At 61.3% G+C, this 15179-nt stretch carries 15 protein-coding genes; 5 read left to right on the forward strand and 10 right to left on the reverse strand.

Annotated features, from left to right (window positions below; translation table 11 throughout):
• Positions 1–15 precede the first annotated feature (15 nt).
• Entirely contained in the window at positions 16–1551 is a 1536-nt protein-coding gene (gene araG, locus I6G83_RS19345; protein WP_054307045.1) for an L-arabinose ABC transporter ATP-binding protein AraG, read from the reverse strand.
• A 60-nt stretch (positions 1552–1611) separates the two neighbouring features.
• Positions 1612–2595: an arabinose ABC transporter substrate-binding protein gene (locus I6G83_RS19350; RefSeq protein WP_054307044.1), complete on the reverse strand. Its 984-nt coding sequence runs from the start codon at positions 2593–2595 to the stop codon at positions 1612–1614.
• 367 nt (positions 2596–2962) lie between these two features.
• Here I6G83_RS19350 and I6G83_RS19355 point away from each other — a divergent pair, with 367 nt between their 5' ends.
• A complete protein-coding gene (locus I6G83_RS19355; protein WP_054307043.1) occupies positions 2963–4651 on the forward strand; it encodes a ribulokinase in 1689 nt (562 codons plus the stop codon).
• Between the two features lie 24 nt (positions 4652–4675).
• Positions 4676–6178, forward strand: a complete 1503-nt coding sequence (araA, locus tag I6G83_RS19360) for an L-arabinose isomerase (RefSeq protein ID WP_054307042.1) — start codon at positions 4676–4678, stop codon at positions 6176–6178.
• A 60-nt stretch (positions 6179–6238) separates the two neighbouring features.
• Here araA and kdgT read toward each other — a convergent pair whose 3' ends face one another.
• Complete coding sequence (gene kdgT, locus I6G83_RS19365; RefSeq protein WP_054307041.1) at positions 6239–7222, reverse strand: 2-keto-3-deoxygluconate transporter; 984 nt, start codon at positions 7220–7222, stop codon at positions 6239–6241.
• A gap of 454 nt (positions 7223–7676) precedes the next feature.
• Positions 7677–8342: a fructose-6-phosphate aldolase gene (fsa, locus tag I6G83_RS19370; protein ID WP_015672497.1), complete on the reverse strand. Its 666-nt coding sequence runs from the start codon at positions 8340–8342 to the stop codon at positions 7677–7679.
• 178 nt (positions 8343–8520) lie between these two features.
• Between fsa and I6G83_RS19375 the strand changes: the two genes are divergently transcribed.
• The gene (locus tag I6G83_RS19375) at positions 8521–9267 is read left to right on the forward strand and encodes a DeoR/GlpR family DNA-binding transcription regulator (RefSeq protein WP_054307409.1); all 747 of its coding nucleotides are present in this window, start codon (positions 8521–8523) and stop codon (positions 9265–9267) included.
• Positions 9268–9279: 12 nt separating this feature from the next.
• On the opposite strand, the gene araD is transcribed toward I6G83_RS19375, so the two are convergent.
• Positions 9280–9975 carry an L-ribulose-5-phosphate 4-epimerase gene (gene araD, locus I6G83_RS19380; RefSeq protein WP_054307408.1) on the reverse strand — a complete coding sequence of 232 codons (696 nt, stop codon included), beginning with the start codon at positions 9973–9975 and terminating at the stop codon, positions 9280–9282.
• 542 nt (positions 9976–10517) lie between these two features.
• Between araD and osmB the strand changes: the two genes are divergently transcribed.
• On the forward strand, positions 10518–10736 hold the full coding sequence (gene osmB, locus I6G83_RS19385; RefSeq protein WP_015672500.1) for an osmotically-inducible lipoprotein OsmB: 219 nt from the start codon (positions 10518–10520) through the stop codon (positions 10734–10736).
• Positions 10737–10919: 183 nt separating this feature from the next.
• Here osmB and yciH read toward each other — a convergent pair whose 3' ends face one another.
• Positions 10920–11246, reverse strand: coding sequence for a stress response translation initiation inhibitor YciH (yciH, locus tag I6G83_RS19390; RefSeq protein WP_054307362.1), 327 nt, complete (start codon positions 11244–11246; stop codon positions 10920–10922).
• 14 nt (positions 11247–11260) lie between these two features.
• Positions 11261–11989 carry an orotidine-5'-phosphate decarboxylase gene (gene pyrF / locus I6G83_RS19395; protein WP_171020738.1) on the reverse strand — a complete coding sequence of 243 codons (729 nt, stop codon included), beginning with the start codon at positions 11987–11989 and terminating at the stop codon, positions 11261–11263.
• A gap of 273 nt (positions 11990–12262) precedes the next feature.
• On the opposite strand from pyrF, the gene I6G83_RS19400 reads away from it, so the two are divergent.
• On the forward strand, positions 12263–12535 hold the full coding sequence (locus I6G83_RS19400; RefSeq protein ID WP_054307364.1) for a hypothetical protein: 273 nt from the start codon (positions 12263–12265) through the stop codon (positions 12533–12535).
• A 41-nt stretch (positions 12536–12576) separates the two neighbouring features.
• On the opposite strand, the gene lapB is transcribed toward I6G83_RS19400, so the two are convergent.
• The 3 genes from lapB to pgpB form a co-directional block, all read right to left on the reverse strand.
• Complete coding sequence (lapB, locus tag I6G83_RS19405) at positions 12577–13749, reverse strand: lipopolysaccharide assembly protein LapB (protein WP_054307365.1); 1173 nt, start codon at positions 13747–13749, stop codon at positions 12577–12579.
• Positions 13750–13755: 6 nt separating this feature from the next.
• Complete coding sequence (locus I6G83_RS19410; protein ID WP_054307366.1) at positions 13756–14058, reverse strand: LapA family protein; 303 nt, start codon at positions 14056–14058, stop codon at positions 13756–13758.
• Between the two features lie 291 nt (positions 14059–14349).
• On the reverse strand, positions 14350–15114 hold the full coding sequence (gene pgpB / locus I6G83_RS19415; RefSeq protein ID WP_054307375.1) for a phosphatidylglycerophosphatase B: 765 nt from the start codon (positions 15112–15114) through the stop codon (positions 14350–14352).
• Positions 15115–15179: the final 65 nt, after the last annotated feature.

A 15179-nucleotide genomic window follows, 5' to 3' on the forward strand; every position in this document is an offset into this window, starting at 1 on the left:
TTTTCTCCTCCACGGTCAGGCCACCGCCGCCGCGGCATCAGGGGTAATATCGGGGGTGCGCAGCATCGCCAGGCTCAGCGCCTGCTCTTCGCTGGCCTCGTCGTGCGCCAGTTCGCCGGAGATCTCGCCTTCGCGCATCACCACGATGCGGTCCGCCAGCCCCAGCACTTCGGGCAGATCGCTGGAGGCGAACAGCACCGCAATGCCCTGCTGCGCCAGTTGATAGATCACGTTATAGATTTCATGCTTGGCGCCGACGTCAATGCCGCGCGTCGGTTCGTCGAGCATCATCACTTTCATCTCCTCCGACAGCCAGCGGCCGAGGATCGCCTTCTGCTGGTTGCCGCCGGAGAGGTTCATAATCAGCTGCTCGGCGCTGGGGGTTTTGATATTGAGCGCGCGGATATGCTGCTGCGCGTTGCGGTTTTCCCAGGCGTTGTCGATCAGGCAGCCCGCCCGCAGGCTTTTGCGCCGCGCGCTGATATTGATATTGTCGCGCACCGAGTGCACCGGGATGATGCCGTCGGCCTTGCGGTCCTCCGGGCACAGCATGATGCCGGCGCGGATGGCGTCGATCGGCGAGCGGATCGTCAGCGGCGCGCCGTCCAGCGTCAGCCGGCCGCCGCCGACCCGCGTGGCGCCGAAGATGCCCTTCATCAGCTCGCTGCGCCCGGCGCCCACCAGCCCGAACAGGCCGACGATTTCGCCGGCGCGCACGCTGAGGCTGATCGGCGTTTTCACCCCGGGCGCCTGCAGGTTGTCCAGCTGCAACCGCACCGGGCCGTGCTCGCGCGGTTGGTAGCCATAAATATCCCCCAGTTCGCGGCCGACCATCGCCTGCACCAGCCGCTCGTGATCCACCTGGCTCATATCGTCGAAGGTGCGCACGTAGCGCCCGTCTTTAAATACCGTGATGGCGTCGCTGAGGGCGAAAATCTCCTCCATGCGGTGGGAGACGTACAGAATCACCCGTCCTTCGGCGCGCAGTTCGCGAATCACCCGGAACAGGTGTTCAATCTCGCGCGCCGACAGCGAGCTGGTCGGTTCATCGAAGGCGATAATCTTGGCGTTGCGCGCCAGCGCCTTGGCGATTTCCACCATCTGCCACTGGCCGATGGAGAGGTATTTCAGCGGCGTGTCCGGATCGATATCCAGCCCGAGATGCTCCAGCTGCAGCCGCGCCTCATAGCGCAGCAGTTTGCGATCCACCAGGCCGCGCTTGCTGGGCAGCTGCCCCAGATAAATATTCTCGGCCACCGTCATTTCCGGCACCAAATGCAGCTCCTGGTAGATAATCGCCACGCCGGCGTCCAGCGCCTCGGTGGTGGCGTTAAAACGCACCGGCTGCCCCTGCAGCAGGATGTCCCCCTGGCTGGGGGCATAGTTGCCGCTGAGGATCTTCAGCAGCGTGGATTTGCCGGCGCCGTTCTCTCCCATCAGCGCATGAATCTGCCCGGCCTGACAGCTAAAACTGATATCGTCCAGCGCCTTGACGCCGGGGAAGGTTTTGCCGATGCCGCGGAAGGCCAGATAAGGCGTGCTGGCGGTCATAATGCGTTCCTCATGGCTTGCGAAAACACGCCGCCCGGCGCAGGCCGGACGGCTCAGGGGTTACATCAGGCCTTTTTTCTGCAGTTCGGTTTTAAAGTTGTCGCGGGTGATCAGCACCACGTCGGTCACTTCGGTAAATTTCTGCGGTTCGACATCTTTCGCCACCCAGTCATGCAGCATCTGGATGCTCTTGTAGCCGTGAATATCCGGGCTTGGCAGCAGCGAGCCGTAGAAGCCGGTGGCCTGCGCCTTGGACAGTTCGCTGACCGCATCAACGCCGTTGATGCCGATGCCGATCACGTCCGCCGCCTTGAAGCCCTGGCCTTCGGTGGCGCGCACGCCGCCCAGCACGGTGTTGTCGTTCATGCCGATAATCAGCCAGTGTTTCACGTTCGGATGCTGCACCAGCATGGAGTTGGCGGCGTCAAAGGCGCCGGGAATATCGTTGGATTTGGTGGGCACCTGATAGATCTGCTTTTCCGGGAAGCCGGCGGCCTTCAGCGCGTCCATCGAGCCGGTGGTGCGGCGGCGCGCGGTATCCAGCTCATTGGCGGTAATCGCCATCACGCCGGTCTCCGCCGCGTTCCAGCCGCGCTTGTTCATCTCCTTCCACAGCTCCTGCCCCTGACGTTCGCCGATTTTACTGGCGGCCATCATCACCAGCGGCACGCTGTCCATCGGCTTGCCTTTGGCGGTCACAAACTGATCGTCGACGGCGATCACTTTCAGGTCATAGCTGCGCGCCTTGGCGACGATCGCCGAACCGAGTTTCGGATCCGGCGTACAGATGACAAATCCCTTGGCGCCGCTGGCGGCCAGGCTGTCGATGGCGTTCAGGGTTTTCTCGCCGTCCGGCACCGCGATTTTTATCACCTCGAAGCCCAGGTCTTTGCCGGCCTTATCGGCAAATTTCCATTCGGTCTGGAACCACGGCTCCTCCGGCTGCTTGACCAGAAAACCCAGTTTCATGGTTTCGGCAATAGCTGATTGTGACATAACCGCCGCCAGTCCTATCGCCGCCAGCGCCTTAGTGAATTTATGCATAGTGCTCTCCGCTGTGTGGTTCTCCCCGGCGCTGAAAATCTCGCGCAGTGAAAACGTTCTCATTAGGGTATGTTCGGTTACCGTGTCGGTAAGGCGCTTATTGGCGCGCCCTGCCCGACGTCGGCATGCAGACCGGGTAAGTTTTAGCGGTTATTTGTTAATTAAATGTAGAGCGCTATCACATCCAGAGATAACAGCAGGTAAGTCCATATATTTAGCCAATTCGGTCTGCCGCCAACTTTTGATAGCCATCACAAAATCGCTGCGGGAAGCAGAATTGTGCATACATCCAGCCAACGTATCCTCATCGCCCCGCCCGGCGCGCTCTTATGGTGATAGCCGTCCTTTTTAATCAGGAGTCTCTATCATGACGGCAGACGCAATCGCCCTGGGACTGGACTTCGGCAGCGACTCGGTGCGCGTATTGGCGGTGGATTGCCGCAGCGGCGAAGAACTGGATACCGAAGTGGCCTACTACCCGCGCTGGCAGCGCGGCGACTACTGCGACGCGGCGCAGAATCAGTTCCGCCATCATCCGCGCGACTATATTGACGCCATGGAACAGGCGATCGTCGCGCTGGTGCAGCGCATGACGCCGCATCAGCGCCAGAGCGTGGTCGGCATCGGCGTCGACTCCACCGGCTCCACCCCGGCGCCGATCGATGAGCACGGCCAGGTGCTGGCGCTGCAGCCGGAGTTCGCCGATAACCCGAACGCCATGTTTGTGCTGTGGAAGGACCATACGGCGATCGATGAAGCGGAAGCGATCAACCGCCTGTGCCGCAGCGGCGAGTTTACCGATTACACCCGCTATATCGGCGGCGTGTACTCATCCGAGTGGTTCTGGGCCAAGATCCTGCACGTCTCGCGTCAGGATGCGGCGGTGCGCCGGGCGGCGGTCTCCTGGGTGGAACTGTGCGACTGGGTGCCGGCGCTGTTGTCCGGCACCACGGCGCCGCAGCGGCTGATGCGCGGCCGCTGCAGCGTCGGCCACAAGACGCTGTGGCATCCGGACTGGGGCGGACTGCCGCCGCGGGCGTTCTTCGCCGCGCTGGATCCGCTGCTGGTCGACGATCTGCCCTATCCGCTGTTTGAGGCCAGCCAGACCGCCGAGCAGCCGGTCGGCACGCTGAGCGCCGAGTGGGCGCAGCGGCTCGGCCTGTCGCCGCAGGTGGTGCTGTCCGGCGGCGCGTTCGACTGCCATATGGGCGCGGTCGGCGCCGGTGCCCGCCCTCATACGCTGGTCAAAGTGATTGGCACTTCCACCTGCGACATTTTGCTGGCCGAGCGCCAGCGCGTCGGCACGCGGGCGATCGCCGGCATCTGCGGCCAGGTCGACGGCAGCGTGGTGCCCGGCCTGATCGGCATGGAGGCGGGCCAGTCGGCGTTCGGCGATATGTACGCCTGGTTCGGCCGCCTGCTCAGTTGGCCGCTGCGCGAAGCCGCCCGCAGCCGGCCGGAACTGCAGCCGCAGCTGGCGCAGATTGAGCAGCAGCTGCTGACAACGCTGACCGACGCCTGGGCCGCCAATCCCTCGCTGGAACATCTGCCGGTGGTGCTGGACTGGTTCAACGGCCGCCGCACGCCGTACGCCAATCAGCGCCTGCAGGGAGTGATCGGCGATCTTAATCTCGGCACCGACGCCCCGACGCTGTTCGGCGGCCTGGTCGCCGCCACCGCCTTCGGCGCGCGCGCCATTATGGAGTGCTTTGAGCAGCAGGATATTCCGGTGGAGAACGTGCTGGCGCTGGGCGGCATCGCGCGTAAATCGCCGACCATCATGCAGGCCTGCGCCGACGTGATGAACCGCCCGCTGCAGATTGTCGCCTCCGATCAGTGCTGCGCGCTGGGGGCGGCGATTTTCGCCGCCGTCGCCGCCGGCCGGCACGCCGATATCCCGACGGCGCAGCGCCATATGGCCTGCGGTCTGGAGCGCACCCTGCAGCCCGACCCGCAGCGCGTAGCGCGCTACCAACAGCTTTATCAACGCTATCAACAGTGGTGTCAGGCCGCCGAACCGCGCTATGCCGCGCCGAGTACTGACCACGCCCAATAACCGCCAATCGACCTGGAGTTTCTGATGGACGTATTTACACAACGCGAAGTCTGGTTTGTCATCGGCAGCCAGCATCTGTATGGCCCGCAAACCCTGCAGCAGGTGAAACAACACGCCGAACAGGTGGTTAACGGCCTTAATCAGGAGGCCGGCCTGCCGGTCAAACTGGTGCTCAAGCCGCTGGTCACCACGCCGGATGAAATCAGCGCCGTCTGCCGCGACGCCAACTATCAGCCGGCGTGTATCGGCATTATCACCTGGCTGCACACCTTCTCGCCGGCCAAGATGTGGATCGCCGGCCTGTCGGTTCTCAGCAAGCCGCTGCTGCAGTTCCATACCCAGTTCAACGCCGCCGTGCCGTGGGACAGTATGGATATGGACTTTATGAACCTGAACCAGACCGCGCACGGCGGCCGCGAGTTCGGTTTTATCGGCGCGCGCATGCGTCAGCAGCACAGCGTTATCACCGGCCATTGGCAGGATCGGCAGGCCCAGCAGCGCATTGCACAGTGGATGCGCGTCGCCGTCGCGCGTCAGGAGAGCCGGCAGCTGAAGGTGGCGCGCTTCGGCGACAATATGCGCCAGGTGGCCGTCACCGAGGGCGACAAGGTCGGCGCGCAGATTCAGTTCGGCTATGAGGTTAACGCCTACGGCATCGGCGATCTGGTCAGCGTGATTAATGAGGTCGGCAGCGGCGAGGTGGATGCGCTGATCGACGACTATGAAGCCAGCTACACGCTGAGCGACGCGGTCGCCCTGCACGGCGCCAAACGGCAGAACCTGCTGGACGCCGCGCGCATCGAACTGGGGATGCAACGCTTCCTGCAACAGGGCGGCTATCACGCCTTCACCACCAACTTCGAAGACCTGCACGGCATGCAGCAGCTGCCGGGGCTGGCGGTACAGCGTCTGATGCAGCAAGGCTACGGCTTCGGCGGCGAAGGCGACTGGAAGACCGCCGCGCTGCTGCGCATTCTGAAGGTGATGGCCAGCGGCCTGGAAGGCGGCACCTCGTTTATGGAGGATTACACCTATCACTTCCAGCCGGGCAATGATTTGGTGATCGGCTCTCATATGCTGGAGGTCTGCCCGTCGATCGCCGAACAAAAGCCGCTGCTGGACGTACAGCCGCTCGGCATCGGCGGCAAGGCCGACCCGGCGCGGCTGATTTTCTCCACCCCGGCGGGGCCGGCGGTAAACGCCAGCCTGATCGATATGGGCGATCGCTTCCGCCTGCTGGTGAATCAGGTTGATACCGTTGAACAGCCGCATCCGCTGCCGAAGCTGCCGGTGGCGCGCGCCATCTGGCGGGCGCAGCCGTCGCTCGCCACCGCCGCCGAAGCCTGGATCCTCGGCGGCGGCGCACACCATACGGTGTTCTCACAGGCGCTGAATGCCGACTATCTGCGGCTGTATGCGGAGATGCACAATATTGAGTTTCTGCTGATTGATAATGAGACGACGCTGCCGGCCTTTAAGGATGCGCTGCGCTGGAACGAGGTGTATTACCAACTGAACCGCCGGTAATGCGCTGAGGCTGCGGCCCCACTCAGGGCCGCGCTGTCCCGCCCGGCGGACGCCGGGCGCTCACTTCACCAGCGAGATCTGTTCCCGCATCGCCTCCCTGGCCTTCACCCGCCGCGACCAGACGGCGGTCACGATCGGCACCAGAATCGAAGTGACAATCACCGAGGTCGCCACCAGCGCGGTCGCCGCCGGCGCCGCCGGTTTGAACTGCGGCACCATTTCGGCAATCAGCACCGGGGTCGCCACGGCGGCGCCGGCCGAACTTGAGGCCGCCACGCCGGCGGTGCCGTCACCGCCGCCGATCAGCCGGTCGGCGACGATCAGCGGAATGCCGGTAACCACGATCACCGCAACGCCCAGCAGAATCCCCAGCAGCCCGGTCTGGGCGATGACGCTCAGATCGATGGTGTTGCCCAGCGCAAAGGCAAAAAATGGGATCAGCGTCTGCACCGCCTTGCCGAACAAATCACGCAGTTCCGGGTCGAGGTTACCCAGCACAAAACCCACCAGGAACGGCAGCACCGCGCCGATAAACACCTGAGGCTCGAACGAGGCGACGCCGGCGGTGCCGAGAATAATCATGGTCATCAGCGGCCCGGACTCCAGCGACATCAGCACAAACGCCCCGGCCTCCTCCTTGCTGCCGTACTGCTGCATGATCGAGGCATACAGGCCGCCGTTGGTCATATCCATCGCCGCCACCAGCGCCAGGGTCGACAGCCCGGCGAAGAAACCGGCTTCCACCCCATGCTCCGGCAGCAGACGCGACGCCAGCGCCGCCACCACCCAGGCCACAGCAATCTTGGTCACCACCAGCGTGCCGGATTTACGCAAGACGGTGCCGGTGGCGCTCAGTTTGATCGCCGCCCCCATACAGAAGAACCATACCGCCAGGATCGGCACCGTGCCGGACATCAACCCGTTGGTAAATGAACCGAAATATTTTCCTGCCCCCGGCGCAAAGGTGTGGCACGCCGCACCGATGAACAGCGGCACCAACATCATGCCGCCCGGGATCTTGTCTATCGCACGTTTTATCTGCATCACTCACTCCGTCTGGATCAACTGGTTATAGCAACGCATCGTCGACTGCCGCCTTCCCGGGCCGCGGTAAAACGATTGGAGCATCCACGCTAACGGTTCATAACGCGAATAAAAGTGATCGCATGCATAAAATTAAAACGTTGTTTTATTTTTAAAGGTCGGCCATTCTAAAATAAAACGCAGCGCACAAAAAAGGCGGCTTCTGCCGCCTGAGGTTGATGACAAAGTTGTCTGATGACCCGAGATACCCGGGCCTAGCGTAACGAGGGGCATTATGGGACGCATCCCTGCGTCCCACCCTACGGGCCAACCTGGCGGTTGTTCAAATTTGCTCCCGGCAAATTTGTCCGGCGGCTAATGCCGCTACGACCCCATCGCCACGCTCTCCCTAATAACAGGCTTTGTCAGCAGTCTGAGGCGGCTTCTGCCGCCTGATGGTGAAACGCCGCCGTGCTCAGCTTAGTAGCGTTGTGCCGAACGCCGCCTGCCAGTCCTGCTCAAACGTCGCCAGCGCGGCATCCACCGCCGGCGTGGCGATCAGCTGTTCAGCCACCTCAACCGGCAAGGTGACCGCGCGGCAGCCTGCCAGCATGCATGCCAGCACCTGACGCGGCGTTTTAAAGCTGGCGGCCAGCACCTTGGCCTGCGGCGCATGCAGCGTCAGCAGCTGCTGCAGCTCCCGCACCATAGCCAGCGCATCACCGCCCTGCGCATCGACGCGATTGACGTAGGGCGCAACATACTCGGCGCCGGACAGCGCCGCCAGCAGCCCCTGCGTGGCGCCGTATACCGCCGTACCCAGCGTCGGGATCGACATCGACTGCAGCTTTTTCATCGCCGCCAGCCCTTCGCCCGTCGCCGGGATCTTCACTATCAGTCCCGGCACGCGCTGGTTCAGCAGCACCGCTTCCGCCACCATCCGCTCCGCGTCGTTCGCCATCACCTGGGCAAACAGCTTGCCGGTGCCCCCCAGCGCATCGCGCAGCGCCGGCAGCACTTCCCAGAGCGGCTTGCCCTCTTTGGCGACTATGCTCGGGTTGGTGGTGACGCCCTGTAACGGTAACACCCGCGCCAGACGTTTTACCGCCGTGACATCCGCGCTATCGAGGTAAATTTCCATGTCGGACTCCTGCATCGTTATCTGCTGATTCAAACACCGTTGGCCCTATGCTAAACCAAAAGCCCGCCGCTGACGATGCGCAGGGCTTTAGCGCATTGCCGCGCCGGCGCGGCGTGTTATTATCTGCCGCATCGACTATCTCGTTGAAAACAGGCGCACTCCGCCCCATCAGGAACCTATGAACGCAAGACAACAGAGCATTTTGCAATGGGTCAACGAGCGACGCCGCATCAGCGTCAGCGAACTGGCGCGCGCATCGGGCGTTTCGGAAGTCACCATCCGGCAGGATCTGAATCTGTTGGAAAAACGCAGCTACCTCAAGCGCATCCACGGCGCCGCCGTTGCGCTGGAAAGTGATGACGTCGACGCCCGCATGATGTCCAACTTCACGCTGAAGCAGCAGCTGGCGCGCTACGCCGCGTCGCTGGTCAACGACGGCGACACCATCTTTATCGAAAGCGGCAGCGCCAACGCCCTGCTGGCCCGCTACCTGGCGGAACGCCGGCAGATCACGCTGATTACCGTCAGCCATTACATCGCCCATCTGCTGAAAGAGAGCGACTGTGAGGTGATTGTCCTCGGCGGCATGTATCAGAAGCAGAGCGAAACCGTGGTCGGCCCGCTGACGCGGCTGTGCATTCAGCAGGTGCATTTCAGCAAGGCGTTTATCGGCATCGACGGCTATCACGCCGATACCGGTTTTACCGGCCGCGACATGATGCGCGCCGACGTGGTCAACGCGGTGCTGGCGAAGGGGGTGGAAAATATCGTGCTGACCGACGCCTCCAAATTCGGCCAGATACAGCCCAACCCGCTGGCGACGCCGCAGCAAATCAGCCGGGTGATCACCGACACGCGGCTGCCGCCGGACTATCAGCAGTTACTGCAGCGTCAGGGTCTGCAGCTCGATATGGTGGGCGAATAGCGCCCGGCGCGCTTACTGGCCGTAGTAGGCATGCTTGCCGTGTTTGCGCAGGTAGTGCTTATCCAGCAGGGTCTGCTGCATCGGCGGCAGCCCGGGCGACAGCTGACGCGAGAAAATGCCCATATAGGCGATCTCCTCCAGCACCACGGCGTTATGCAGCGCATTGGCGGCGTCCGTCCCCCAGACAAAGGGGCCGTGCGAATGCACCAGCACCGCCGGCAGCGCGGCGGCGTCCAGCTGACGCTGGCGGAAGGTTTCCACGATCACCTGGCCGGTTTCCCACTCATAACGCCCGGCAATCTCGGCGTCGTGCATTTTACGGGTGCAGGGAATCTCGCCGTAGAAGTAATCGGCATGCGTGGTGCCCCAGGCGGGCAGATCCAGACCGGCCTGCGCCCAGATGGTGGCATGGCGGGAATGGGTATGCACCACGCCGCCGACGCCGTCAAAATTCAGGTACAGCGCGCGGTGGGTTTCGGTATCGGATGACGGTTTCTTACCGCCCTCCACCACCTTGCCGCTCTCCAGCTCCACCACCACCATATCTTCCAGCGACAGCGCCTCATACTCGACGCCGGACGGTTTTATCACCATCAGCCCCGCCTGACGATCCACGCCGCTGACGTTGCCCCAGGTAAACGTCACCAGGCGGTGGCGCGGCAGCGCCAGATTCGCCTCCAGAACCTGCTGTTTTAACGCGTTAAGCATCGTCTTTCCTCAATTCACCGGCTTTGCCGCTATTGTCGAAGGCGTCGGCGGCAACGGGTATAGGCAAATTGGCTAAAGACAGGCAGCTTTCTGCTGCCGCTGGCAAAGCGTGCGCTCGCGCAGCGGCGGCCGGCTAAGACCGGATCATTCGCAGTGATTTCAGAATATTTACCTGCAAATGGAAATGTAACTATTTATACTTAAATGCTGCGGCGCAGTTTGCCGTAGTTTTATCCGCAGGCCTGGCGCCGGCGGTTTATTTGCTACTGTATGGGTGTGAATAGCGGGCTTGATGTAGGGTTTTCGCCTGTTCCCGGTCCCTTGCGTCACCTGCGGCAACAAAAAATGCGGCAGGAAAGTGACAGGGTATAGCCTAAATAATTCGAGTTACGGGTAGGCGGCAAGGGAAGGAATCCCGATGAGCTTACACGAGTCAGTGATTCGGGTGACTGAGCGCAGCCAACGCCCCCGTGACTTGAAGTATAACGGGTATATACTTACTTAAGGCACTTCCATATAGCCCATGCTAAGGAGAAGTCATTATGATGATCATTAATAAACGTTTTGCTACCGCCGCTCTGGCGATTACGCTGGCATTTTCGCTGAGCGCCTGCTCCAACATGTCCAAACGTGACCGTAACACCGCGATCGGCGCCGGCGCCGGTGCAGTCGGCGGCGCAGTACTGACCGACGGCAGCGCGTTAGGCACGCTGGGCGGTGCGGCAGTAGGTGGGATCATCGGTCATCAGGTTGGGAAATAACCCGACGGATGGCAAAGACCGCTGCCGGTAAACCGGCAAAAGCGGCAAGGTTGTAGATAACAAAAAAAAATAATTTCAGGTCGCTTTATTTGTCTGTGGCTTTTCCTGCAGTCACCGGGTTCACCGCCCAAACATACGATCGGCCATGCCGCATTGCATCACGCGGCATGGCTATTAAAACGCTTAACCGCCCGCCAGTTTGACCTTCATACCTTTGGCTTCCAGCAGCTGTTTGAGCAAATCACGCTTGTCGCCCTGAATCTCGATGACGCCGTCTTTGACCGAACCGCCGCAGCCGCACTTCTTCTTCAGCTCCGCCGCCAGTTTATCCAGCGCACCGTCGTCCAGATCGAGGCCGGATATCAGACACACGCCCTTGCCCTTGCGGCCGCTGGTCTGGCGCTGAATGCGTACGATACCATCGCCGCGCGGACGCTGCGGTTTAGCCTCTTCTTCCTTTACCCGGCCGCCGTCGGTGGAGTACACCAGCCGGCTGTTGCTGTCTTTCATCCTCAGCCTCCGAATTAGCGCAGTGACGCGCGGATAGCGGCCAGCGTGGCGGCCGGATCGGCAGATTGGGTAATCGGGCGGCCGATCACCATATAGTCAACGCCGGCGGCCTGCGCCTCAACCGGCGTCATCACGCGGCGCTGATCGCCTGTCGCGCTGCCCTGCGGGCGAATGCCCGGCGTGACCAGCTGGAACTGGCTGCCGCAGGCGGCCTTCAGTCGCTGCGCTTCCTGTGCGGAGCACACCACGCCGTCCAGGCCGCAGTCGCGCGTCAGGCGCGCCAGACGTTCCGCCTGCTCCGCCGGGCTGATGTCGATGCCGATGGCGCGCAGGTCTTCCGCCTCCATGCTGGTGAGCACCGTGACGGCAATCAGCAGCGGCGCCTCATTGCCATACGGCAGCAGCGCCTCTTTTGCCGCGTTCATCATACGCGCGCCGCCGCTGGCGTGGACGTTAACCATCCATACGCCCAGCTCCGCCGCCGCCGCCACCGCATGCGCCGTGGTGTTGGGAATATCGTGGAATTTTAAATCGAGGAACACGTCAAAGCCGCGCTGATGCAGATCGCGCACCAGCTGTGGGCCAAACAGGGTAAACATCTCTTTGCCCACTTTCAGGCGGCAGTCTTGCGGGTCGATGCGGTCGACAAAGGCTAACGCGGCGTTCTTATCGGCATAATCCAGCGCAACAACGATTGGAGATGATTTTAAACCATTGTTATTAACGTTACTTTCAGAACTCATTGCTTTTACCCTTTGTAAAATGGACATCAACCTGCCCCCTGAGCACTCCGCGGGGCGAACCAGCAAAAACGGCACGCCGCATTCTACATGCCGACCGCCGGAAATCCCAGCCGCAAGGCGTCAACTGCACGATGTCTGGGCATCTGGGCCATACTTTTTGGCTCTGCCGCCGCCTTGCCTCCACCGCGCCAATATTAAATTTTTGTGACGCACTAGACGGCGTCACCGGGCTGGATTAGCGTGAAGCCTCCCTATCTCATACAAGGCTGTCACATGAGCGAGCTATCTACCCTAACGATAAAAATCCCTCTTGAACTGAAAGAAAAAGTCAGAGCGGCGGCGATGACCGGCGAATGCTCGCTGAGCGCGCAAGTCTGCCGGCGTCTGACGGACAGCTTCGCCGCACCGGCCGCCGGGCAGAGCAAGGCGGTTGAGATCGACAGCTCAGAAACCGCAGAAGTGGTGGAAGCGCCGTTGAGCCAGAAAGAGTTGAGAAAGCTGCGTCAGCTGCTGAAGGTCAACGGGAAAAACGGCAAGAAGAAATAGGCGAACCTGACAAAAACGGGGCGAAAGATTCGCCCCGTTTTTTATTGACCATCCAGCCCGCGGATCGGCTTCACCGATGCCCAGGAGCGGCATGACGGACAGTGCCAATAGAGCGAGTGCGCGGTAAAGCCGCACTTATGGCAGCGGTAGCGCGGCTTGGTGCGGATCTGTTCGCCGACCATATCGCGCAGCAGCAGCAGGCTCTCCTTCGCGCGGCCGTCTTCCGCATCGGCCAGGTGATAGTCCATCAGTCGGTAGAACACCAGCATGGTCGGGTGACGCTGCAGCTGACGGTTGATATACACCTGCACCACGTCGCGCCCTTCATGCTGTTCGATCACCTCGGCCAGCATCAGCTCCGCCGTGGCGCCGCAGTTTTCCTCTACGCAGCGCTTGAGGAACTCGGCCCAGGCGGCCTCCTGCTGCGGCAGATGCTGATAGCACTCCTGCAGCATCGGCAAGGTTTCGCTCACCAGATCCTTATCCTGATCCAGCACCCGCTTGAACGACTCCACCGCCTTGGCGTACTCGCCCTGCGCCATATAAATACGGCCGACCATGATCGATACGCGCGCGCACTGTTTGTCCGCCGAGGCGGCGCGCTTAAGCAGCGACATCGCCTTGTCGAGATCGTCGCTGCCCATCGCCTGCAGCGCCAGTTCACAATAGAAATGCGCGATTTCACCGCGCTGTTTGTCTTTACCCAGCTTGACCAGACGCTCGGCCACTTCGATGGCCTTCTGCCAGTCGCTGGTTGCCTGATGAATCACCAGCAGCTGCTGCAGCGCCGCCAGGCGAAAGTCCTGCTCATCGGTGAGCTGGCTGAACATGTCTTCGGCGCGGTCATACAGCCCGGCGGCCATATAGTCGCGCCCCAGCTGCTGCACCGCCAGCAGGCGCTGCTCAAAGGTGAGCGATGAGCTCTCCATCAGCGCCTGGTGAATGCGAATTGCGCGGTCGACTTCACCGCGGGAACGGAACAGGTTACCCAACGTCAGGTGGGCCTCCACGGTGTTGCTGTCCTCTTTCAGCATATCGAGGAACAGATCGACCGCTTTGTCCTGCTGGTTGGAAAGCAGGAAGTTGACCCCGGCCACATATTCACGCGACAGACGGTTGGCTTCCTGCTGTTTATCCTGCTGAGCACTTCTGCGCCCCATGTACCAGCCATAGGCGGCAGCCACGGGCAGCAACAGAAACAGCAGCTCTAACATAGAAGATTATTCCTTGCTGACAACGGGCTGAGTCACCGGTTCAGCCGGCGTTTCCAGCTGCGACTCCAGCCTTTTCACTTTCCGCTCGGCGCGGCTCAGGGCAAGGCGCGTACGCAGGTAAAACAGGCCGCAAATAATCCAGCCCAGTACGAAGCCCACGCCGAACAGCGTCGCCAGAAGTGTGGATACCCGGTAATCGCCCTGCGCCACCAGATAATTAAACGTCACAACCTGATCGTTCTGCGCGCCAAGCGTTACGGAAATAACGAAGATCACCAGAACCAGCAAAAAAATAAGTAAATATTTCACATTCTTTCCCGCGATGCCGAGTTTATCGGATGAATTATGCCCAAGTGTGGCGTCCGTAATACATTAAGTTAGCATTTCCCGCCGCAGCAGGGAAACCCTGGCGTGCGATAAATACATAAAGACGCTGGTATATTCGGCAATAATGACATTATTGAACCCACAGATGAGAATCTGTCTCAAAATAATGAATTAATAATGAAATGGGGGCGAATGCCTTAAATACAAGGCGAAGGCGCTGGATGGCGTTGGCGACGGGCGACGCCGCCAACGTGACACTGTGACAACGGCAGCCTACTCCCGGTGGCTGCGATGGGCGATCTCCCGCTGCTCTTCCGGCGGCGGCGCAAGCGGCCCGAACCAGCGCTGCGCCAGCCAGCAGGCAATCGCCACCAGCAAGGCGCTGATTAAGGTTGCCACCGCCAAATCGCGCGGCCAGTGCATGCCCAGCAGCAGACGGCTGGCCATCACGCCGGCCGCCCAGACCATCAGCACCGCCACGGTTTTATAATGCCGGCGCGGCCACAGCAGGCCGACGCCCAGCAAGGCCCAGGTGGCGGCGAAGGTGGTATGGCCGGAAGGGAAAGCAAAACCGGTTTCAAACTGCCAGTGCTTGCGCAGCCACGCCGGCACCAGCGGCTGATCCTGCAGCTGCTCCTTCACCAGCGCCGCGCGCTGTTTACGCTTCAGCGAGTAAAAATGCTCTTCGCTGATATTGTGCTGCCGCTCCAGCCACAGCACGAACGGCCGCGGCTCCTGCACCTGCTCTTTAATCAGCGATTTGACCCCCTGGCCCACCAGAATCGACGCCAGCAGCAGCACCAGCAGCCCGATCGCCGGCTTCAGGCGAAAGCGCAGGCACCACAAAAACCAGGCCGACAGCAGCACGCTGGTCAGCACGCCCCACGGCGCGGTGACCGTTTCCGTCATCCAGAACATCACTTTCAGCAGCGCGTTATCGCCGCCGGGCTGCCACTGCCAGCCGGTCAGCCAAACGGCTAACGGAATTAATAACAGCAACAGGGTTCCGCCGGCGGTGCGTTTTGCAATATCAAACATTTTATCATCCCGGTTATGGTTCAGAGCGCAGTGTAACAATCTTGTAATCTCAAGAACATGGCAAA

Source organism: Serratia rubidaea, assembly GCF_016026735.1.
Lineage (GTDB): Bacteria > Pseudomonadota > Gammaproteobacteria > Enterobacterales > Enterobacteriaceae > Serratia_B > Serratia_B rubidaea.

What these genes read in the sequence shown, in the direction of transcription:
- pgpB (WP_054307375.1), bottom strand. Translation starts at nt 15,114, where the DNA reads ATGTTTGATATTGCAAAACGCACCGCCGGCGGAACCCTGTTGCTGTTA.
- I6G83_RS19355 (WP_054307043.1), top strand. Translation starts at nt 2,963, where the DNA reads ATGACGGCAGACGCAATCGCCCTGGGACTGGACTTCGGCAGCGACTCG.
- yciH (WP_054307362.1), bottom strand. Translation starts at nt 11,246, where the DNA reads ATGAAAGACAGCAACAGCCGGCTGGTGTACTCCACCGACGGCGGCCGG.
- araG (WP_054307045.1), bottom strand. Translation starts at nt 1,551, where the DNA reads ATGACCGCCAGCACGCCTTATCTGGCCTTCCGCGGCATCGGCAAAACC.
- pyrF (WP_171020738.1), bottom strand. Translation starts at nt 11,989, where the DNA reads ATGAGTTCTGAAAGTAACGTTAATAACAATGGTTTAAAATCATCTCCA.
- lapB (WP_054307365.1), bottom strand. Translation starts at nt 13,749, where the DNA reads ATGTTAGAGCTGCTGTTTCTGTTGCTGCCCGTGGCTGCCGCCTATGGC.
- I6G83_RS19400 (WP_054307364.1), top strand. Translation starts at nt 12,263, where the DNA reads ATGAGCGAGCTATCTACCCTAACGATAAAAATCCCTCTTGAACTGAAA.
- osmB (WP_015672500.1), top strand. Translation starts at nt 10,518, where the DNA reads ATGATGATCATTAATAAACGTTTTGCTACCGCCGCTCTGGCGATTACG.
- kdgT (WP_054307041.1), bottom strand. Translation starts at nt 7,222, where the DNA reads ATGCAGATAAAACGTGCGATAGACAAGATCCCGGGCGGCATGATGTTG.
- fsa (WP_015672497.1), bottom strand. Translation starts at nt 8,342, where the DNA reads ATGGAAATTTACCTCGATAGCGCGGATGTCACGGCGGTAAAACGTCTG.
- araA (WP_054307042.1), top strand. Translation starts at nt 4,676, where the DNA reads ATGGACGTATTTACACAACGCGAAGTCTGGTTTGTCATCGGCAGCCAG.
- I6G83_RS19375 (WP_054307409.1), top strand. Translation starts at nt 8,521, where the DNA reads ATGAACGCAAGACAACAGAGCATTTTGCAATGGGTCAACGAGCGACGC.
- araD (WP_054307408.1), bottom strand. Translation starts at nt 9,975, where the DNA reads ATGCTTAACGCGTTAAAACAGCAGGTTCTGGAGGCGAATCTGGCGCTG.
- I6G83_RS19350 (WP_054307044.1), bottom strand. Translation starts at nt 2,595, where the DNA reads ATGCATAAATTCACTAAGGCGCTGGCGGCGATAGGACTGGCGGCGGTT.